The 20,239-nt window shown below is 67.8% G+C and carries 18 protein-coding genes, 1 tRNA gene and 1 other RNA gene; 10 read left to right on the top strand and 10 right to left on the bottom strand.

Annotation, left to right across the window (positions count from 1 at the left end; all coding sequences use genetic code 11):
• Positions 1-35: 35 nt before the first annotated feature.
• Positions 36-875: a DUF2637 domain-containing protein gene (locus tag I004_RS0130495; protein WP_037978486.1), complete on the bottom strand. Its 840-nt coding sequence runs from the start codon at positions 873-875 to the stop codon at positions 36-38.
• A gap of 240 nt (positions 876-1,115) precedes the next feature.
• Positions 1,116-2,648 (bottom strand): DnaB-like helicase N-terminal domain-containing protein, encoded by a 1,533-nt coding sequence (locus I004_RS0130490; RefSeq protein ID WP_028438568.1) that lies wholly within the window; start codon positions 2,646-2,648, stop codon positions 1,116-1,118.
• Positions 2,649-2,937: 289 nt separating this feature from the next.
• Here I004_RS0130490 and I004_RS0130485 point away from each other — a divergent pair, with 289 nt between their 5' ends.
• The 3 genes from I004_RS0130485 to I004_RS37145 all read left to right on the top strand — a co-directional run bounded on the left by I004_RS0130485 (position 2,938) and on the right by I004_RS37145 (position 5,135).
• The gene (locus I004_RS0130485; protein ID WP_028438567.1) at positions 2,938-3,438 is read left to right on the top strand and encodes a helix-turn-helix domain-containing protein; all 501 of its coding nucleotides are present in this window, start codon (positions 2,938-2,940) and stop codon (positions 3,436-3,438) included.
• Positions 3,439-3,559: 121 nt separating this feature from the next.
• Positions 3,560-3,868, top strand: a complete 309-nt coding sequence (locus I004_RS0130480; protein ID WP_051345621.1) for a helix-turn-helix domain-containing protein — start codon at positions 3,560-3,562, stop codon at positions 3,866-3,868.
• Positions 3,869-3,878: 10 nt separating this feature from the next.
• Positions 3,879-5,135, top strand: coding sequence for a site-specific integrase (locus tag I004_RS37145; RefSeq protein ID WP_051345620.1), 1,257 nt, complete (start codon positions 3,879-3,881; stop codon positions 5,133-5,135).
• Positions 5,136-5,391: 256 nt separating this feature from the next.
• On the opposite strand, the gene I004_RS0130470 is transcribed toward I004_RS37145, so the two are convergent.
• From I004_RS0130470 to I004_RS0130455, 4 genes are all read right to left on the bottom strand, one after another.
• Positions 5,392-8,469 carry an HsdR family type I site-specific deoxyribonuclease gene (locus I004_RS0130470; RefSeq protein WP_028438565.1) on the bottom strand — a complete coding sequence of 1,026 codons (3,078 nt, stop codon included), beginning with the start codon at positions 8,467-8,469 and terminating at the stop codon, positions 5,392-5,394.
• A 3-nt stretch (positions 8,470-8,472) separates the two neighbouring features.
• Positions 8,473-9,594: a restriction endonuclease subunit S gene (locus I004_RS0130465; protein WP_486580695.1), complete on the bottom strand. Its 1,122-nt coding sequence runs from the start codon at positions 9,592-9,594 to the stop codon at positions 8,473-8,475.
• Positions 9,595-9,715: 121 nt separating this feature from the next.
• Positions 9,716-11,266 (bottom strand): type I restriction-modification system subunit M, encoded by a 1,551-nt coding sequence (locus tag I004_RS0130460; protein ID WP_028438563.1) that lies wholly within the window; start codon positions 11,264-11,266, stop codon positions 9,716-9,718.
• Between the two features lie 339 nt (positions 11,267-11,605).
• Positions 11,606-11,690: transfer RNA gene (locus tag I004_RS0130455), tRNA-Ser, on the bottom strand.
• A gap of 73 nt (positions 11,691-11,763) precedes the next feature.
• Between I004_RS0130455 and ffs the strand changes: the two genes are divergently transcribed.
• The 7 genes from ffs (at position 11,764) to I004_RS0130420 (ending at position 17,741) form a co-directional block, all read left to right on the top strand.
• Positions 11,764-11,860: signal recognition particle sRNA small type (ffs, locus tag I004_RS38785), an RNA gene on the top strand.
• A gap of 199 nt (positions 11,861-12,059) precedes the next feature.
• On the top strand, positions 12,060-14,567 hold the full coding sequence (locus tag I004_RS0130450) for a DNA polymerase III subunit gamma and tau (protein ID WP_028438562.1): 2,508 nt from the start codon (positions 12,060-12,062) through the stop codon (positions 14,565-14,567).
• Positions 14,568-14,807: 240 nt separating this feature from the next.
• A complete protein-coding gene (locus I004_RS0130440; protein WP_028438561.1) occupies positions 14,808-15,158 on the top strand; it encodes a YbaB/EbfC family nucleoid-associated protein in 351 nt (116 codons plus the stop codon).
• A gap of 239 nt (positions 15,159-15,397) precedes the next feature.
• Positions 15,398-15,997, top strand: a complete 600-nt coding sequence (recR, locus tag I004_RS0130435) for a recombination mediator RecR (RefSeq protein ID WP_028438560.1) — start codon at positions 15,398-15,400, stop codon at positions 15,995-15,997.
• Positions 15,990-16,667: a DUF5063 domain-containing protein gene (locus I004_RS0130430; protein ID WP_028438559.1), complete on the top strand. Its 678-nt coding sequence runs from the start codon at positions 15,990-15,992 to the stop codon at positions 16,665-16,667. Before recR ends, I004_RS0130430 begins: the two co-directional genes overlap by 8 nt.
• 113 nt (positions 16,668-16,780) lie before the next feature.
• A complete protein-coding gene (locus I004_RS0130425) occupies positions 16,781-17,056 on the top strand; it encodes a DUF1905 domain-containing protein (RefSeq protein WP_028438558.1) in 276 nt (91 codons plus the stop codon).
• A 22-nt stretch (positions 17,057-17,078) separates the two neighbouring features.
• The gene (locus tag I004_RS0130420; RefSeq protein ID WP_028438557.1) at positions 17,079-17,741 is read left to right on the top strand and encodes a DNA alkylation repair protein; all 663 of its coding nucleotides are present in this window, start codon (positions 17,079-17,081) and stop codon (positions 17,739-17,741) included.
• Between the two features lie 24 nt (positions 17,742-17,765).
• Here the strand turns inward: I004_RS0130420 and I004_RS0130415 are convergent, their stop codons facing one another.
• From I004_RS0130415 to I004_RS0130400, 4 genes are all read right to left on the bottom strand, one after another.
• Positions 17,766-18,230, bottom strand: a complete 465-nt coding sequence (locus I004_RS0130415; protein WP_028438556.1) for an SRPBCC family protein — start codon at positions 18,228-18,230, stop codon at positions 17,766-17,768.
• Between the two features lie 138 nt (positions 18,231-18,368).
• On the bottom strand, positions 18,369-19,010 hold the full coding sequence (locus tag I004_RS37140; protein ID WP_037978484.1) for an SRPBCC family protein: 642 nt from the start codon (positions 19,008-19,010) through the stop codon (positions 18,369-18,371).
• Complete coding sequence (locus I004_RS0130405; protein WP_028438555.1) at positions 19,010-19,372, bottom strand: metalloregulator ArsR/SmtB family transcription factor; 363 nt, start codon at positions 19,370-19,372, stop codon at positions 19,010-19,012. The genes I004_RS37140 and I004_RS0130405 overlap by 1 nt, the downstream gene beginning before the upstream one ends.
• 169 nt (positions 19,373-19,541) lie before the next feature.
• On the bottom strand, positions 19,542-20,021 hold the full coding sequence (locus tag I004_RS0130400; protein WP_028438554.1) for an SRPBCC family protein: 480 nt from the start codon (positions 20,019-20,021) through the stop codon (positions 19,542-19,544).
• Positions 20,022-20,239 lie beyond the last annotated feature (218 nt).

The raw sequence follows: 20,239 nt of genomic DNA, 5'->3' as shown, positions 1-20,239 counted from the left end.
TGGCGGTGAGTTTCCGCCACGCGTTCGCCTGAGGGTCAGGCTTCGGTGAGGGCCGGTTCGCTGTTGTGGCGGTCTGCTTCGGCTTGGAGGGCGCGAGTGGCTTTGGTGAGGCGGTCCTTGCCGATGGTGTGGCCTTCTGCACGGATGGCCGCTTCGACGTTGCGGCGGGAGATGCGGCCTTCTCGTCCACGCGGGGCGGTGCGTCCGATTGCCAGGAGTTCCTCTATCGAGGCGCTCGGCTGCCGTCCCTGGGCTTTGGACTTGGTCCTAGTGGGCTGCGGCGCCGCCGGGACTTCCGCCTCACCGTCTTCCGCCACAGGGACTGCCGGGAGCCTCGGGGAGTTCCGTGCCAGCGAAGTGGCCTCGCTGTGGCGGTTGTTGATGTGGCGCAAGGCCGTTGAAGTGGGCTCTTCCGGGCGGTTGTGGCGGAGTGGTGTGTTGTGCCGCTCGGTGGGGTGGCGGCGGATGACGAGGTAGAGGTGGACGGCTCCGGCCAGAGCGAGCGGGGCGATGGCGGACAGGGCGCCGACGGTGACGTCGTCCAGGCGCAGGGTGTTCTCGTGCCGGCTTGCCTGGTTGAGACGTATGGCATGCAGGGCGTTGGCCCAGATGCTGGTAGCGGTGGCCAGCCCGACGAGCACCCACACGTAGAGGCGCGCATTCAGCGGGGCGGTGCGCAGGATGATCAGGGCACCGATCCCGATGGCGATGAAGCCGTCGATCACCAGGGGGAAGGCGTAGGTAAGGATTCCCCGGATGTGGATCGCGGCGGCCATCTGGCGCAGGGCGTCGTAGGAGAGCGCGAAGCCGATCGCTGCGAGCAGGCTGATGCCGGTGCGGATTGCGGCGGTGCCCGGTATGGCGGTGGGAGGCATGTGGTGGTGGCTCCGTCGTGTGCTTGTGGGGGCGTTCACGGAGGGGCGTACACGCGAACCCCCTTCTAAAGGGGGGTTCGCGCGTGTACGCCTGGCGGCGTGGACGACGTGTACGGTCGCGTGATCGTGTGACCTGCCGATTTGTTGTCGCGCGTGGACGGTGTGAACGGTCTGGGGCGGTCGGTCGGGGGAGGGGTGGCGTGTACGGTCCCGTGTACGGTCAGCGCCCCTGGCGGGCGCTCATGAGGGGACGGCGATGTGCAGGCTGGAGACGCTGTAGCGGGCCTGCTGGCCGCCGCTGACGCCGCCTGCGGCGCCCTCGGTCTTCTTGGCTAGGCCGGTCTTGACGAGGTGTTCGAGGCGGCGCCTGGCCTTCTCGATGTCGGATCGGCCGGGTGTGGTCTCCCCGCTGAGGAGCGAGGCGAGATCGCGGGTGGTCAGGCCGCCTGGATGGGCGCGTAGCAGGGCGACGGGGTCGAGGGTGGGTTCGATCGTCGTGGTGCCGTGCATATGGTCGTGGAGGACCTGGAGGGGTCCGATCTCACCGGTCACGGTCTTGAGGTGGTGGAGCGTGACGGCGGGATCACCGGCTTCACCGGCGACGAACAGGACGCTGCCTGCACCGGAGGTGATCCACGTGGAGCCGTAGACCCGGTCGAGGGTGGGTCGTTGGCCACGTGGGGAGTCGGCTGCCGCCTTGCGCTGGTGGTGGAGTTCCAGCACTTCGACACCGTTGCGCAGTGCTCGCATGCGGGCATTGTGGAATGCGACGGCGAGGGCGTCATCGACCAGGGTGCTCACGGCGTCCTTGAGGCTGTCGATCACGATGGTGTCGGCCTGGTGGGCGGCGGCGAGGTCGGCGAGGAGGTCCGGCTCCTTGTCGAGGGTGGCGGGCAACGGGCCCTGCCAGACGGCGAGTCGGTCGCGCAGGGCTGGCTCATGAGTGGGTTCGATACGGCGGGCCATGGCGCGGGCGATCTGCTGGGGGCGGTCCATGGCCAGGTAGAGGACCCGCTTGCTGGGCGCGACCGGCATGTTCAGGACGGTCTCCTGGAGCCCGATGCGGGCGAGGATGACCTGGTGGGCCAGGGTGGTCTTGCCGACGCCGGGCGGTCCGACGATCATCAGGCTCTCGCCGGAGGCCCACAGGGTGTGCTCCCGTGTACCCCACAGCGGGTCCCTGTCGGCACCTGTGTCGGTCACGAAGCGCCAGCCGTCCACCAGGTGCCGCGAGAGGCGTCCTTGGCCCGAGATGAGGGCCCTCTCCCGTTCGGCCCGTACGTCGTTTTCGATCTCGGTGCGGAGCGCGTCGGGGTCGGCGCCCGGCTCCTGAGTGCGTTGGACGGTGCGTATCGCGGAGGCGCGCAGACGCCGCAGGTCGGCCTTGTTGCGGACGATTTGTGCGTAGTGCTCGGCGCCGCTGACTGAGGGAACGGCGTCGTAGAGCTGGTGCACGTATACGCCGCCGCCTACGCGTTCCAGATCTCCGTACGCGCGGAGGTCGTCGGTCAGGACGATCGGGTCGGTCGGCTTCCCGTCGTCGTGCAGGGCCAGCAGCCGGTGCCAGATGGTCTCGTGGGCGGGCCGGTAGAAGGCCCCCTCGCCGAGGAGTTGGCGAACGGCGGCGACAACATCCCCGTTGCCCATGCAGGCGCCGAGGACTGCCCGTTCAGCGTCCACATCGTGCAGGGGCTCGGTGATATCAGGCGGCGTGGGGCCCTCGCCTGGTGGCCGGGATGGCATGTGGGCAGGCGTGGCCGTAGGGTTGGCCATGAAGCTCCTCACCCTGCTTGGTCACTTGGGGCGGCAACCCCGGCCAGGCAGGAGACGTTCGTGAATGGGCGGCAGTGTGAGGCTTTCGCGTGGCCCCTCGGTGTTCGTAGCACCGAGGGGCCTCTTGTGCCCGGCGTGCACTCCTGAGTTCGTCGTCGGGCGGGGGCCACCAGTATGCCACATTGATTGCCAATCGCAGTGGATCGATGCATATTGCAGAGCCTCTGCTATGCTTCTCAGGTCACTGCAATCCGCAGGAGGCCGGTTCGTCAGGAAGCGAGGTGGGATCGTGGGCGAGGAGGCTCAGCAGGGGCAGGAGCCGCAAGGTGTACTACTCAGCGGTGAAGAGAACGTCGCAGCCCGCTTGAAAGTGGAGCGCGAGGCCCGCGGTTGGAGCACCAGTGCCGTGTCCGACCGCATGAACCAGGCCGGCTTCGAGATGAACCCCTCGGCGGTGTGGCGGATCGAGAACGGCAAGCGTCGCATCAACCTGGACGAGGCCATCGGCTTCGCCGAAGTCTTCGGCATCTCCCTCCTGAACCTCTCAGGACCTCCCCGGCTCGCGGCCAAGGCCCGCGCGCTGGAACTCATCGACGACATCGTGCGCGCCTTCCGTGAGACTCAGCGGGCCAACGCGGCCTTCACCCGCGCCCGCGACGCCTACGACGCCTACATCGCAGAGCACCCAGACATCCGTGAGGAAGCGGAGGTCGTGATCTCCAATTCCCTGGCCGAAGTGGCCATGGAATCAGTCATGCCAGCGGACGACGACGCCTCCCCGCCTGCCTGACGCGCAAGTTCCATCTGTGGGTGCTACGAACACCCGCCAAGTCCGCCCATTCACCTCACACTACGAACGCCGGTCGGGCATCGGGGTTGCCGCCCCGCCCGCTCCGGCCGAGGAGTATCCCTTGTCTCACACCCCCTTGCCGCTTGCCCAGATCGCCCAGCTTCTCGACGTCCCGGAGGAAGCGCTGTGCGCGCTGATCGCCGAGCGCGAGGCCGACTCCCCATCTCGGGGCGATGCCACGCTCGTCGGCCTCACCGTTGCCGAAGCCGCACGCCGGATCGGTATGGGCCGCACCAAGCTGTACGAGTATGTGGCCTCAGGCGAGATCGCGTCGGTGAAGATCGGCCGCCTGCGCCGTATACCCGCAGAGGCAGTGGGCGAGTTCCTCGCCAGCCGCCTCAAGCCCACGGACTTCGACACCGCGGCCTGAGGAGACTCCGATGGCCAACTCCCGCCAGCCCAACGGGGCTTCTTCGATCTTCAAGGGAAAGGACGGCCGTTGGCACGGCTACGTCACTGTCGGTGTCAAGGACAACGGCAAGCCTGACCGCCGCCACGTCGGCCGCAAGACGCGCCCGGAAGTCACCAAGGCTGTCCGCGAACTGGAGCGCCAGCGTGACTCCAACAGTGTCCGCAAGGCAGGGCAGACGTGGACGGTCGAGTCCTGGCTGACCCACTGGGTCGAGAACATCGCGGCCTCGAGCGTCTCTGAGAACACCATCGACGGCTACCGCGTCGCGGTCTACCACCACCTCATCCCCGGCATCGGTGCCCACCGCATGGAGAAGCTGGAGCCGGAGCACCTGGAGCGCTTCTACAAGAAGATGCAGGAGGCCGGCAGTTCGGCGGGCACCGCGCACCAGGCTCACCGCACCGTCCGCACCGCGCTAAACGAGGCCATGCGTCGTCGTCACTTGACCGTGAATCCGGCAACGATTGCCAAGGCCCCCAAGATCGATGAGGAAGAGGTCGAGCCGTATACGGTCGAGGAGGTCCAGCGTCTCCTCGCGGAGGCCGACAAGCACCGCAACACCGCCCGCTGGGTCATCGCCCTCGCGCTCGGCCTGCGCCAAGGCGAGGTTCTCGGCATCCAGTGGGCGGACGTCGACTTCGAGGCCGGCGTCATCCTCGTACGCCGGGGACGTCTGCGTCCCCGCTACCGCCACGGGTGCGGTGATCGCTGCGGGCGCAAGCCAGGCTACTGCCCGCAGAAGGTCAACATCCGTCGCGAAACCAAGAGCACCAAGTCGCGTGCAGGCCGGCGGCCCGTCGGTGTCCCCGAAGAGCTGATGAAGCTCCTGCACCTCCACCGGGAAGAACAGGATCGCGAACGCGCACTCGCCCGCGACCTGTGGGTGGAGAAGGACTACGTCTTCACCTCACCCACGGGCGAACCGCTCAACCCCAACACCGACTTTCACCGGTGGAAGGATCTGCTGAAGGCGGCCAACGTTCGTGACGGCCGCCTTCACGACGCGCGGCACACGGCGGCGACCGTCCTGCTGATCCTCGGCGTACCTGACGCGGTCGTCGACGCCATCATGGGCTGGGAACCGGGTAAGTCCGCTCGCATGCGGAGCCGCTATCAGCACGTGACGGGCGGAGTCCTGCAAGCCACTGCCGACAAGGTGGGCGGGTTGCTGTTGCCTCGGACGCCGACGAGTGAATCTGCGCCAATACGTGGCCCGCCTGCTTAGGGGGGCCGCGTAGGTGGCACACCACACGACGTCGGGGCCAAGTCACGGCTTAACTCAAGTCGAGGGCCCGGGCCAAGTAGGCGGCTGTTGCCGCAGCGTTCGGCAAGGCTGCAGACGGGGTGAGGGCCCCGGGGAGGACGGAGGCTCCGACGCTTTGCCAGCTCACTGTCAGTGGTGCTCCGGGGGAGAGACCAGAGCCCGAGCCGCGTGACGAGGCCGGGCAACCAACACAGGTTGCCCGGCCTCAGTGCGCACGTCAGTCGACGAGATAGTGGGCTTCGACGTAGGCGACGGTGGAGCCATACGGCTCTCCCACCGGCTTCAGCATGTACCGGCGAAAGACCGCGGCGGTAGCACGGCGGACGCCGCGGTTGCGGGCCTCGGCGTTGTCCCATGACTGGGCAAGGGTTCGCTTGACGACCTGATCGATCTCCTCGGCCAGGTTTTGCTCCGTGACGGTGAGGCCAGGCGGAGCGTGGTCGTGGATGATCCGCGACAGCACACCCACGTGATCGTCGTCCAGTACGACGGCTTCCTCGGGGTGCTTCTCGGCGTTCACGATGGCACGTGCGACCCGGAGTGCTTCGGCCAGGAACTCCAGGGCGTCCTGGGCGTTCTGAATGATCCGGTCTCGCAGCTGCCTGATCCGCTCAGCCAGGGCCGTGTACTTCGCAGACCCCGGTTCGACGCCTTTCTCTAGGGCGGCCTTGATGTGGTCCAGGATCTCCGCCGCAGATGGCGGCCTCTTGTCCTCGCCGTCGTCCTTGTCGGGCTTGGGCCGGACGAGGGCCAGCAGCTCCTTGAGGATCGTGATGCCCTGGGCATCCAGGATGAGGGCTTCTTCCTGGGAGGCAGCCACCGAGAAGGAGTGGACGTGGGCGTTAATTATCTCCAGGACCATCGGCCCCAGCTCGCCCAGTCGCTCCTTCCTTTCCTCGTCGGAAGACTTCTTGAACAAGGTCGTGTAGGCAGACCCGAAGAGAGCGAACCCGTCCTGGTACTTGGCAATACGCTTGTCCGTGTTGATGAGCGGGTACAGGCGGGCCAGAAGCCGGTAGTTCTTGCTGAAGACCTCGGCGGCGTCAGGGTCGGCGTCCAGGAAACTGTTGATGACACGTACGGACTCGTACCCGTGGGCTGTGAGGTCGAGGCCGTCCGCGTCTGCGAGGAGGTCTTCGATGCAGGCGAAGGTTGTGCGGAACTCGGCGACCAGGTCGGTCAGGTCGGTGACGAACCCGCCGCCCTTGCCGGCGGACCCCTCCGACGTGGGGTCGACGACGGCACGCTGAACCTCTTCGGCCAAGCTGATGTAGTCCACGACCACCCCGGTGGTCTTCACGAATCCGGCTGGCGACACCCAGGTGCGGTTCGGGCGGGTGATCGTCTGGAAAAGGTTGTGAGCCTTCATTGGTTTGTCCAGGTAGAGGACGCCCTCGTTGGGGGCATCGAACCCAGTCATCAGCTTGGCCGTCACGACCAGGAAGCACAGCGGGTCATCGGGAGTGAGGAATCGCCGCTTCTGGTCTTCCTCGTCGACCTCGGAGAGCCGGTAGGGCCGCATGGCCGCTTCCTCAGTCTTGGCGTCCGAAACGTGGATGTTCACCTCGGCGGTGATCCGATCGTGCTTACCGACCTCGGCGAGTACCTGCGACGCCTCGAAGCCGGCTAGCAGCTCGTTGATCTTGTCCGTGTACTTCACGGCCAGCTCACGGTTATAGGCGACGACCTGCGCCTTGAGACCGTTGCGATAGGTGCCGGCCAGGTAGTGGTCCACGATGTCCTGGCAGACCGTGTCGATGCGTTCGGGGTTGGCGAACACCGAGGTGAGGCGCCCGAACTTGCGGGACAAGGTTTCGCGGTCGGGGTCGTCGAGGTCGAATTCGTCGGCGAACTGGTCGAACTCAGCCTGCAGGGCCAGGTCGTTCATCTCGAAGGTGACTGGGTGTGGGTCCAGCATGACTGGAACGGTTGCCTCGTCCTGGAGTGACCGGGATACCGAATATCGGTGCAGCACCCTGTTCGGGTCGGTCTCCTCACCGAAGAGCGCGAAGGTATTGGTGGTGAGGTTTCTGATGGGTGTGCCGGTCATGCCGAAGAACTTCGCGTGCGGCAACGCTGCGCGCATCTGCCCCGCCAGAGACTCTTCCTCGGACGACTGGGTGCGGTGTGCCTCATCGACCAGGACGATGATGTTGCGGCGGGTCGACAGGTTTTTGCCTGCGTCGGCGAACTTGTGGACAGTCGTGGAGATGACGCCGCGCACATCGTCAGCCAGCAGAGAACGCAACTCCTTGCTGGTGGAGGGCTGGTGGAAGTAGGCGTCTCCCATCGCGGAGGTGAATACCCCGGAGGTTTGCCGCACGAGCTGGGTCCGGTCCGAGAGCAAGATGATCGTGGGCGACTCGGTTCGGGTGTCAGCCAGTAGCAGCGAAGCAGCGAACACCATCAGCAGCGTCTTCCCGCTGCCTTGGTGGTGCCAGATCAGACCTTTCTTGCCGTCGGCCAGGACCCGCCTGTGGATCAGATGGGCGGCCTCCATCTGTGGGTAGCGGGGGAGGTACTTCCTGTCCGCCCCACCTCCGGAGGTGTCGAACAGGGTGAAGTTGGCGAGCATGTCCAAGACTGTGGCCGGGTTGAGCAGCAGTTCGACGGAGCGTTGCACGTCGGCCTGCCCGGACAGGTTCTCGTCGTCGTCAGTGGATCGGAACGGCTGCCACAGGTTCAGGGGCGCACCAGCGGCACCGAACCGCAGCTTCAGCCCGTCGGAGGCGACAGCGAAGACATTGGGGGTGAAGAACCACGGATACTCGGCGGCGTACACGTCGTTGATCTCGCGTGCGGCGTCGGCCCACCCGGACTTAGCGGTCGGTGACTTCACCTCTACGACAACGAGGGGCAGGCCATTGGCCCAGTACACGAGATCGAACCGGCGGGGAGTCTTGCCGGGGATGGTTGTGGTCACCTCGTCCGACACGACAAGGGCGTTGGTGGTCGGATGCTCGAAATCGATGACCTTCAAGGCGTGCCACACGCCGTCGGCGCCCCGGAACTCCTTGTGCCCGCGGAGTAGTTCCAGCACCTGCTCGTTGGCGCGCACCAGCCCGCCTTCGACGGCGTTGACCGTGGCGATGATCTCCTCGACCACGGCGTCCACGTCGAACCCGTCGATCACCTCAGGGTTGAGCCGGACGATGGCGTCCCGCAGCTGGTCGGCGAGCACCGTTTGTGTCGTCTCACGCGGCAGCGACCTGCCCGCTTTGTAGCCCCATCCCATCGGGAGGGACCACTGGATCATCGAGTTTTGGAACTCGCGTTCCCGTATGCCCTTAGCCACGGCTCAGACCCCCAGTTCGGCAGACTCAATCTCGATGCTGCGGTCAAGCAGACCCGCCAGCAGCCCGACCCGAACCTCACGGAGGCGCGCGGCTTCAGCGACGACAGCCTCACGATGCCCCCTGAGCGCAGACAGCGCCGCGTCTACCGAAGCGATGCTGTCCGGACAAGGCATTGCTACCTGGATCGAGAACAGCTGTTTGCGGTTCACCTTGGGCATCTTGGTCCGCCCAGCCATTGAAACCGCTGACTCGACTACGCGCTCTTGGAGCAGTACCTCACGCAGCAGGAACGCGGGAATGCCAGCCTTGGGCCTGAGCGGGTAGGCGTCCGCACTGCACAGCCCTGAGAACCCCGGCACAGCAACCTTCCTTAGCGCGGGACGGATCTTCGAGTAGATGACATCACCTTCACGGAATAGGAACTTCCCGCTGATGATCTTGTCCTCCCGGGCGGTTCGTGCGCCGACGATCTCCCCGGTGCCTTTGGCGATCGTCTCAACACCAACGTGGGTCAAGTCCGCGTACTCCTCCAACCTCGGGTCCACGAGCCGAGCGGTCAGCTCGCAGACATCAGAGAGTGGGGTCAAGGGCGCATCCTTGAGCAGCGACTCACGTGTTGCGTCATGAACTCGAGCGAGCGCTTCCGCTTCCCCGCGGAGTGCGGTGATCTGGGCATCGACCGCGTCGAGCATCTCTACGATCCGAGCTTGTACCTCACGGGGCGGGATCGGCAGTTGAATCTCCAAGAGCTGCTCTGGGTTGAGACGCTTGCGCCGTTGAACCGTCCCGCTCACTCGGTTCTTCATCTCTGCCCACAGTCGCGGTGAGCCAAAGACATGCCTCATCCAGTCGGGCAACACTTCGGGGCCAAGCGTGAACGTCGGGAACTCGTTGCTGACGACGAACCCGTCGAACTCGGCAGGTACTACGGTGATCGGGCCCTCCCACGCGGTCAGCTTTCGCATCACAACCTGATCGGCGTGCAGCACGTTCATTGCTGCGTACTCTGTATCTCCGCCGTCGAGTTCGCCTTTAGCGACAACCCCCTTTCCTGCATTCAAGACCCCGGCTAGGCGGTAGGTTGTTGCGGGCTTCATCGGTGTGCGCTGGATGTCGAGACGCATCACTTCCCCGAGCGGACGAAGCGGATAGCCGTGACTCGCCGAAGCCCTCGCTCCCTGCGGCGGGACGGATGCCTTGCGACGCACAGGAGTCTCCGGGTCACTGAGGCTGATCTGCTGCCAGTCACTCATCGAAGCCCTCGATCCCAGCGGCAGAGAGGACCGCGAGCATGCGCTGCTCGGCCTTCTGGCGCTCGGCCCGGGCGATGTTGTAGGCGTCGATGAGGGTGCCGAGATCTTCCTGCTCAGCGGCGGCCTGCTTGATGTAACGGCCGATATTGAGGTCGTACCCGTTCGCCACGATCTCCGTGGTGGGGACGAACCGTGCCGAGAGGTCAGTCTCTTCGCTGCCGTCGGAGCGCGAGTGGTAGGCGGTCACGACGTTGGTGATGTCTACGTCCGTGAGGACGTTGCGGTTCTTGGCTTTGGTGAATCGTGCGGAGGCGTCGATGAACAGCACGCCGTCCTTCCGCTCCGGGGCCTTGGTGCCAGGGGCACGGAATACAAGGATGCAGGTCGGAATCGTTGTGCTGTAAAAGAGGTTCGCGGGCAGCCCGATCACGGCTTCCAGGAGGTCGTGGTCCAGGACGCGCTGGCGGATGGCTGCTTCCTGGCCGCCTCGGAAGAGGACGCCGTGCGGCAGGACGACGCCGGCGCGGCCCTTCTGCGGATCCATACTGGTGATCATGTGCTGCACGAATGCCCAGTCCGCCGATGATTGTGGGGCGACCCCTCCGATGGCGCGCGGGTCATTGGTCCAGGGCTTCCACTTCAGGCTGTAGGGCGGGTTGGCGACGATCATGTCGAACTGTTTGACGGACCCGTCCGGCTTCTTAAAGCGGGGGTCTCGCAGGGTGTCGCCGACCTCAACCTTGAACTCGGTCAGGTTGTGCATGAAGAGGTTCATGCGGGCCACGCCCGCTGTATCCGTTACCGCTTCCTGTCCGTTCAGACTGAGTGTGTATCCCCGCCCCCCGCGGGCCTTCAGTAGGTTCGCGGCGGCGATGAGCATGCCGCCTGACCCGCAAGTGGGGTCGTACACCGACTCGTGGTTCTTGGGGCCTAGCAGCTTGATGATCAGCTCGACGACCTCGCGCGGCGTGAAGAACTGGCCAGCGCGGGTACCGGACCCGTCCGAGAACCGCTTGAGTAGGTATTCGTACGCTCCCCCTAGCACGTCGTGGGACATGTTGCCCTCGTGCATCTTGGGGACGCGGTTCATCGTCCGCATGACCGACGCCAGCACCTCCCCTTGCAGCACCGCTTCGGAGGTCCAGGTCATGGACCCGAAAATTCGGGAGAACTTGTCGGGGTTAGCCGACTCGATGGCCTGGAGGGAAGCGCGAACCCGCTGGCCGAGGCCGTGCTGGGCGACGGTGGAGAGGATGGATGACCAAGAGGCGCGGCTCTCGGCGACGGTACCGGGGAAGATGAAGGGGATCTTGAACGTCTGGTAGTTGCTGTACTCGACCTCGTCGGCTTCCTCGGCTGAGAGGTCGAGGCCCTCGTTCTCCTTGAGGAAGATCTGGTGAGTGTGGTCCCAGGTGTCCGACAGGTACTTCCAGAACATCAGAGGGAAGACGACCGAGGAGTACTGCGCTTCAGGCATCGCCACGCGTAGCTCGTCGGCTGCGTCCCACAACCGGTTCTCGATCTCCTGCTGGGTCACTGCCATCAGTCGGGGGTCCTTGCTCGTGTCCGGGTGGCGTTCTCAGGGCCGTGGATCTTCCGCCGGGCATCCTATTTTGTCCCTCTGCCAGAGAGGCTGTGGTCGGTCTCTGATGCAGGCCGGTTCAGGGGGGCGACTTGGGCGGGGGCCATGCGCGTTGCCGCGGAGCCCTGTGGGGGCTGCCCACGAGGAACGTGGTCCCGACGACAGAGCGCCGACGAAGCCCGTCCGTGGTTGTCCATGGCTGCGCGCCCTGCGCAACTGCAACTAAAACTGCAACCACGCACGACGTAGGGCCCGACCGGCGTGCGGTCGGGCCCTTCGTGACAGCCCGGTGAGGCTGGGCGGAGGATACGAGATTCGAACTCGTGAGGGGTTGCCCCCAACACGCTTTCCAAGCGTGCGCCCTAGGCCACTAGGCGAATCCTCCGCCGCAAACACTACAAGACGCCGAGCAGTGCTCGCGAACTCGATCCCCGCTGCGGCCATCGGGTACTGTTGGGCGCAGCCCCTCGCGTGGCGCTAACTCTCTGAACTCCCCCAGGGCCGGAAGGCAGCAAGGGTAGGAGGGCTCTGGCGGGTGCGTGAGGGGCGTTCGCATGCGCGAGGCGTCCGGGCCCCGTTCCGGGGCGGCGCCACCGCACCGTCCCCGCTTCGAGCGCGCGGTCCTGCGCGGCCCTTCTCCCGGCGCTCCCGCGCGCCCCGATTTCCGCGTCGCCACCGCGCTGGTGTGCGGGGTGGACGGCGGGTGGGGTGAGCGCGGCGTGACTTGTCGGTCCGCACCGATATCGTCGGGGGTGTGTCGTCCCTCGCCCTGTACCGCCGGTACCGCCCCGAGACCTTCGCCGAGGTCATCGGGCAAGAGCATGTGACAGAGCCGCTTCAGCAGGCTCTGCGCAACAACCGCGTCAATCACGCGTACCTCTTCAGCGGTCCGCGCGGCTGCGGCAAGACGACCAGTGCGCGCATCCTCGCCCGCTGCCTCAACTGCGAGCAGGGGCCGACGCCTTCGCCCTGCGGTGAGTGCCGCTCGTGCCTCGATCTCGCGCGCAACGGCCCGGGGTCGCTCGATGTGATCGAGATCGACGCGGCGTCGCACGGAGGCGTTGACGACGCACGTGAGTTGAGGGAGAAGGCGTTCTTCGGACCGGCCTCCAGCCGGTACAAGATCTATATCGTCGACGAGGCGCACATGGTCACCTCGGCGGGCTTCAACGCCCTGCTGAAAGTGGTCGAAGAGCCGCCCGAGCACCTGAAGTTCATCTTCGCGACCACCGAGCCGGAGAAGGTCATCGGCACGATCCGCTCGCGTACGCACCACTACCCGTTCCGGCTCGTGCCGCCGGGGACGCTGCGGGACCACCTGGCCGAGGTGTGTGAGCGGGAGTCGATCCCCGTCGAGGAGTCCGTGCTGCCGCTCGCCGTACGGGCGGGCGCGGGGTCGGTGCGGGATGCGATGTCGGTCATGGACCAGCTGCTGGCGGGCGCCGATGCGAACGGCGTGACGTATGCCATGGCCACGGCCCTGCTCGGATACACCGACAGTGCGCTGCTGGACAGCGTCGTGGAGGCCTTCGCGGCGGGCGACGGGGCGAAGGCGTTCGAGGTCGTCGACCGCGTCATCGAGGGCGGGCACGACCCGCGGCGCTTCGTGACGGATCTTCTCGAGCGGCTCCGTGACCTGGTGATCATCGCCGCCGTTCCGGACGCCTTGGACAAGGGGCTGATCGACGCCCCGGCAGACGTGGTCGAGGGGATGCGTGCGCAGGCCGTCGCCTTCGGTGCCGCCGAGCTCAGTCGCGCGGCCGACGTGGTCAACACGGGCCTGACCGAGATGCGCGGAGCGACATCGCCGCGGCTCCAGCTGGAGTTGATCTGTGCGCGGGTGCTGCTGCCGGCGGCGTACGGGGACGAGCGTTCGGTGCAGGCCCGGCTCGACCGGCTGGAGCGTGGCGCGGCCTTCGCGGGAGCGTCGGGCCTCCCGGCGGCGCCCGCTCAGGCAGTAGGCCCGCCGGCTCCGGCTCCGCAGGCCGCTCCCGCCGCGAACGCGAGGGTCGCTGAGCAGGTGCAGGACACGGGGTCCGCGCCGGACCGGGTCGCGGAGCCGGCGCCCTCCGCCGAGCTGCCCAGCGGCGGCGCGGGTGCCCCGGCCTCGGCGCCCCCGTCCGGTGGCGGCGGCAGGCGCCCGGGCGCGTGGCCCTCGTCGACAGGAGCCGGAGCAGGAGCCGGGCCCGCCACAGGAGCCGGAGCAGGAGCCGGGCCCGCCACAGGAGCCACCACAGGAGCCGGGGACGAGGACGCCGCGGCGGCCTCCGGAGCGGCCGCACAGGACGAGGCTCCCTCGCGCGAGCCGTCCCGAGCGCCTGGTGCCTGGCCGGGCAGCGGCGGAGCGCAGCAGAGCGCCCCGGCAGACCCTGCAGAACCCGCAGCACCCGCGGGGCCCCCCGAGCCCGCGCCGCAGCCGGCCGATGCCGCCGACGCGGAGTCCGTGCCGGCTCCGGCCGCGCAGGAGCCGTCCCAGGGCGCCGCCCAGGTGCGGCAGATGTGGCCGCAGATCCTGGACGCGGTGAAGAACCGGCGCCGCTTCACCTGGATCCTGCTGAGCCAGAACGCGCAGGTCGTCGGCTTCGACGGCTCCACGCTCCAACTCGGTTTCTCCAACTCAGGCGCCCGCGACAGCTTTGTGGGCGGCGGCAGCGAGGACGTACTGATCCAGGCGCTGAACGACGCGCTGGGAGTGCATTGGAAGGTCGAGGCGATCGTCGATCCGTCCGGTGGCGGTGGCGGTGGCGGCGGCGCGGGCGCGAGAGGCCCGGGCGGCGCGCCGGGCGGCAGTGGCTTCGGCGGGGGCTTCGGCGGCGGCGCGGGCGGCGGCGCGGGCGGCGGCTCCTCGGCTCCCTCTGCCCCTCCCGCCGCACCCTCGGCGTCGTTCTCACCACCAGGGCAGCCGGCGCCGGGGTCGTCCTACGGCCCGGGTACGGGCGGTGGCGGGCAGTCGCCGCACGGTGGTCAGGGCTCCGGGGGCGGCGCCGCGGGTGCCCGTCACGCACTCGCCACGGCGCAGGTCGCCACCGGAGCCGCGCAGTCTGCCGGGGTCTCCGCCCCGGGGAGGGCGAACGGTGTGGTTCCGGGCCCGTCCGGGCCGCACGGTTCCGCGGCGCCCGCGGCCGCCGCGTACAGCAGCGCGCTCGAGGACGACATGCCCGCGGAGGACGATCCCGATCTCGACGAATCGGCCCTCTCCGGCCACGACTTGATCATGCGCGAACTCGGGGCCACGGTGATCGAGGAGTTCGATCACGAATGAGCTCTTCCGTCCCGTTCCGGGTGGTCGAGGGGCAGGTTGAGTACAGGGTCAGCGGGGTCGGCGCAGAGCACGTAGGCTCGTTCTACGAGATGAAGAACCGCGCGTACGGCATCTGTCCGATGCAGGTGAACAGCCGTACGGCGTGGGCCGCGCGAAGCACTGGCGCCGTGTGCACACCGTGCACAGCCGGCACAGCGCGCGGTGAAGACAAGACGTCGTCGACGAGCCAGGAGCCAAGTCGTGATTCCCGGTGATGGTGGGGGCCAGCCCGACATGCAGCAGCTGTTGCAGCAGGCCCAGAAGATGCAGCAGGACCTCGCCGCGGCGCAGCAGGAGCTCGCCGAGACGATCGTCGAGGGTTCCTCCGGCGGTGGCCTGGTCAAGGCGAGCGTGAACGGTACTGGCGAGCTCGAGGGCCTCGTCATCGACCCCAAGGCGGTGGACCCGGAGGACACCGAGACCCTTGCCGACCTCGTGCTCGCGGCCGTGCGGGACGCGACTGCGAGCGCCGAACAACTCCAGCAGCAGAAGCTCGGCCCGCTCGCCCAGGGTCTGGGCGGAGGCGGCGGGATGCCGGGGCTTCCTTTCTGACGCCGGCGCCCCGCTGATGGAACGGCCGCGGGGTCCGGGCTCGTTCACCTGGTGAGCGCCGTCACGGGAGAGCCGCCCGACGGCCTGTGGTGAGCGTGAAGGGCTCCGGCACCGACGGTGCGGGTGAAGCGAGCGGGGAAGACAACTCACCGTTCCGCGAAGGTCGTTCGGTGACGGCCGGAAGCGGAAGCAGGCGGAAGACCGGCGGGACGAGTCCGACGGCAGGAACGGGAGAATCCGTGTACGAAGGCGTGGTTCAGGACCTCATCGACGAGCTCGGCAGACTGCCCGGCGTCGGTCCCAAGAGCGCGCAGCGGATAGCTTTCCACATCCTCCAGGCCGACCCCGCCGACGTACGCCGCCTCGCGCACGCCCTGTCCGAGGTCAAGGAGAAGGTCCGGTTCTGCGTGGTGTGCGGCAACGTCGCGCAGGAGGAGAAGTGCCGCGTCTGCCTGGACACCCGGCGTGACGGCAGTGTCATCTGCGTGGTCGAGGAGCCGAAGGACGTCGTCGCGATCGAGCGGACGCGGGAGTTCCGCGGCCGCTACCACGTACTGGGCGGCGCCATCAGCCCCATCGAGGGTGTGGGGCCGGACGATCTGCGCATCCGCGAGCTGATGGCGCGGCTGGCGGACGGCGCCGTCACGGAGTTGATCCTTGCCACCGATCCGAATCTCGAAGGGGAGGCGACGGCCACGTACCTCGCGCGTATGGTCTCCAGCATGGGGCTGAAGGTGACGCGCCTGGCAAGCGGACTCCCCGTCGGGGGAGACCTGGAGTACGCGGACGAGGTCACGCTGGGGCGGGCCTTCGAGGGAAGAAGGTTGCTCGATGTCTGAGGCCACTCTGAACGCGATCGAGGACAATCCGGACGACTTCGCGGTCCAGATCTCCGACCAGATCGAGAGCTTCCTCGTGTCGGTGACCGAGGTGGCGAAGGGCGACGATCCGGACAGCGCGATCCCCTACCTGCTGCTGGAGCTGTCCCAACTCCTGCTCGCCGGCGGCCGGTTGGGTGCCCACGAGGACTTCGTGCCCGTCGAGCGGTACGAGCCTGACATCGGTCCCGAGTCGGACGTCGACGAGATGCGTCTCAAGCTCGCCGCGCTGCTGGACCCGGTGGACGTTTACAACGAGGTCTTTGACCCGTACGAACCGCGCACCGCGCCCGTACCCTGCCGCATCTCCGACGATCTCGCCGACGTGGTCACCGATCTGCGGCACGGCATGGCGCATTACAGCGAGGGCCGGGTCAGCGAGGCCCTGTGGTGGTGGCAGTTCTCGTACCTGTCGAACTGGGGGCCCACCGCCTCCGCCGCATTGCGGGCGCTGCAGTCCCTCGTCGCGCACGTGCGGCTCGACACCCCGCTCCGCGAACTCGACGGCCTGGACACGGACAGCGCGATCGCCGATGACGACGACGGCGAGCTGGAGAAGGAGGCCGGCGCGGTCATGGCGGCAGAGATCGGCGTCCCGCTGGGCATGCAGCCCGACGGCGGCCGTCGCTGACACCTCCGCCCGCGCACTCTTCCTCGTGCCGGACGGCGCGATGAGTTTCCGTGCCGTCCGCGGTCGCCACTTGCAGGACCGGTGAAGCCGACGACGAGGGAGGCGTGCCGACGATGGACAAGCGGTTCACCGCAACACTGCGCAAGGGCCCCGACGTGGGCGGCTGGACGTATCTCGTCTGGCCCGACTCCGTCGAGTACTTCGGCACCCGAGGCCTGGTGAAGGTGCGGGGCACCATCGACGGGCATCCGTTCCGGAGTTCGTTCATGGCCCTGGGTGACGGTACGCACAAACTGCCCGTGAAGGCCGAGGTGCGCAGGGCGATCGGCAAGGAGTCGGGGGAGACGGTGACCGTTCATCTGGAAGAGCGGATCGACGGGCACGACTGACGCGTCCACGACTGAGGTGCCCATGGACGAGCGAGCTCTTGCCGACGAGTTGGACCGGCGCATCCGTATGCTCCCCGAACCCACGACGGAGTCGGTGCGCCGGGTCCGTCGTGAGTACTCGAAGGATCTGCGAACGGCGTCGGGCGAGTACGTCGTGGCGCTGGCGTGGGCGCTGGCGGACCGGCAGCGCTGGGTCGCCCAAGAGCTGATCTACCACCACCCGACTGCCCTGACCTGCCTGAGCGTTGAGGACGTCGAAGGGCTCGCCGGCCGGCTCGACGGCTGGGTTTCGGTGGATGCCTTCGGCTGCTGCGTCTCGGGTCCGGCCTGGCGCCGGGGAGTGATCCCCGACGAGGTGATCCACCGGTGGGCGGAGTCGGAGGACCGGTGGTGGCGCCGCGCCGCCCTGGTCTCGACCGTGCCCCTGAATCTGCGGTCCCGTGGCGGCACCGGCGACGCAGAGCGCACCCTCGACATCTGCGCCCGGCTGGTGTCCGACCGCGACGACATGGTCGTCAAGGCGCTGTCGTGGGCGCTGCGTCAGCTGGTGATCTGGGACCCGGACGCCGTCCGGAACTTCATCCGGAGCAACCAGGACGCCCTCGCCGCCCGCGTGATCCGTGAGACCGGGCACAAGCTCGACACCGGCTACAAGAACCCACCGCGGGCAGCGCGGCGCCGCTGAGCCTCACGTGCCTGCTCAGGCAGGTCACTTCGAGGACTCCACGGCCGCGGCGATGTCTTCGAGGTCCTTCGACACCGTCTTCGCCACCGCCTTGGAGCCGATCCCGCCGAGGAACTTCCCCATCGCGCCGCCCAGGGTCTTCTTCTCCGTCTCCGCGTCCAGGACCAGCCGGACGGTGGTGGCGCCGTCCTGGTCGGGAGCGAGCGTGAACTCCGAGATGTAGTGCACGCCGCGCGCATCGGATTCGACGACGTAGCGACCGGGGGCCTCGGCGGCCGTCACGTACATCTCCTCGGTGGCTTCCTTGCCGAAGATCCGGCGGGTCTCCCGCCATCGCGTGCCGACTCCGAAGGGCCCTTCGCTGAGAACCTCCACGCGCTCGATGCCGGCGATCACCCCGGGAGAGCCTTCGATGTCGGTCATCGCCTCCCACACCCGCTCCACGGGAGCCGCAATGCGGAGCTCCACCGTCACCTGCCACGTGGTCATGAACGAGCCCTTCCGTCGGGGACCGGCGTCTGATTCCGGCCCTCTTGGCCGGAATCAGATCAGCCAGTTTCCGGCAACGGAGCTCGGGCGTCGAGAGATCGGCCGCGACTCCCGGTGTGACTCGGTCCCCGACCGTGCTCAGGCGCCGTCCTCGCGGGGCGGTACGTAGAAGGCCGTCGTGCGGCGAACGGCTGCCGCAACCGCGTCGGCCGGTGCGCCGGAGTCCCCGTGCGCCGCACCCCACAACTCGCTGCTGCGGGTCATGAACTCCCGTGCCTCGTCGCTCGCTTCGAACGTCTCGTGGTCACCGACGGACTCGCCGCGCAGATGCATCCCGAGACCGATCAGCGTGAGGTCCCAGCCGACGCCGACGGCTCCTGGGCCGAACTGGTCCCAGAACTCCGGAGGTACGACCGCGACATGCTCCAGCTCGAAGAGAGTCTTCTCCTCGCCCTCGGGTGTCAGGCGCACCTCGACCTCGCTGAAGCCCGGGCTCTCGCCCATCACCCAGCTCACCTTGAGCAGCCGGGGCCGCTCGCAGCGCAGGATCTCGCCGCCCGCGTTGCCCTCGAGCTGGTAGTTGCCGCCGAGCTTCAGGTCGCCGCTCACGGGGAGGAACCACCGGGCGATGCGCTCCGGGTCCGTGCAGGCTTCCCAGACGTCCTCGGCCGTGGCGTCGTACGTCCGCCGCAGGAGGATGGTGCGGGCCTCCTCCTCGCCCACGCTCCGGCTGCCGACTTTCCGGTGGATCTCGTTGATCTCGTCGATGATGTCGCTCATCACTGCTCCTTGCCGCTGTCCGCGCCGGCGCCCCTTGTGCGGCGTTCGCGCTTGCCGCGCGCCAGCTCCGTGCCGAGTGCGTCCAGCCGCTGTTCCCAGAAGCCCCGGAAGCGCTCGAGCCATGTGTCGACCTCGCGCAGGGGAGCGGCTTCGACGGCGTAGAGCCGCCGGGTGCCCTCGGCCCGTACGGAGGCGAAGCCCGTCTCACGCAGCACCCGCAGGTGCTGGGAGACGGCGGGCTGGGAGATGCCGAACTCGGCCTGGATCACGGCACCGACGGCTCCCGAGGTCTGCTCGCCGTCGGCGAGCAGTTCGAGTATCCGGCGGCGCACCGGGTCTCCCAGGACATCCAACGCGTGCACGGGTGCAATATATACAGCCGCGGCTTATATAAGCCATATCTGAAACAAGGATTCCGGCCGGGGCCTCGGTGCTGCCGTCCGGCGGGGCCGGAGCGTGCCGGGGGCCGGGCCGGTGGCGAGGTCCGAGGACGGTGCCGGCGCGGGCGGATCAGCGTGAGCGCGTCCGCCTCTAAGCCTTGGGAGGTGCCGTCTCTTCCAGGGACGCGGCTATGTCTGCGAGGTCCTTGGCCAGGGCCTTGGCCGCGCCCTTGGCGCCGACGGTGACGAAGGCCTTCATCAGCGCGGCCTTGAGACCGCCCTGTTCGCCGGTCTCCGCGCCGAAGGTCAGGCGCACCGAAGTGGCGTCCTCCCCCTGCGGCGTCAGCAGGAACTCCGAGGTGTAGTGCATGCCGCGGGACTCGGCCTCGACCACGTAGCGGGTCCCGGGCTCGCTCTCGGTCACCCACATCTCCTCGGTGGCCTCCTTGCCCAGCATGCGGCGCGTCTCCCGCCAGCGGGTGCCGACGCCGAAGGGGCCTTCGCCGAGCATCTCGATCCGGTCGATCCCCTTGATCACGTCGGCACCGTGCTCGATGTCCGTCAGGGCCGCCCACACCCGATCCGCCGGCGCCGCGATGCGGCGCTCCACTGTCACCTGTGGTGAACTCATCGGTCGTCCTCCGGAGTTGAGGGCGGACTTCGTTGTCCGTCCTTGTATCCGGAATTGGAGCAGAGGGCACTGACAACGGCCGCGGGGTCGGCCGCGCCGCCCGCTTCCCAGGAGCCGGCTCCTCCGGCGGAATACGAGGGCGCCGGTATCCGGAACCCGATGTCAGTTCCGTCCGGTCACGCGGTGTGACTGCGCCTGACCACGGCAGCGGTGCCGTC

This window comes from Streptomyces sp. TAA486 (genome assembly GCF_000426165.1).
Note: the sequence above shows the minus strand (reverse complement) of the source record. Positions and strands in the feature narration are given on the sequence as shown.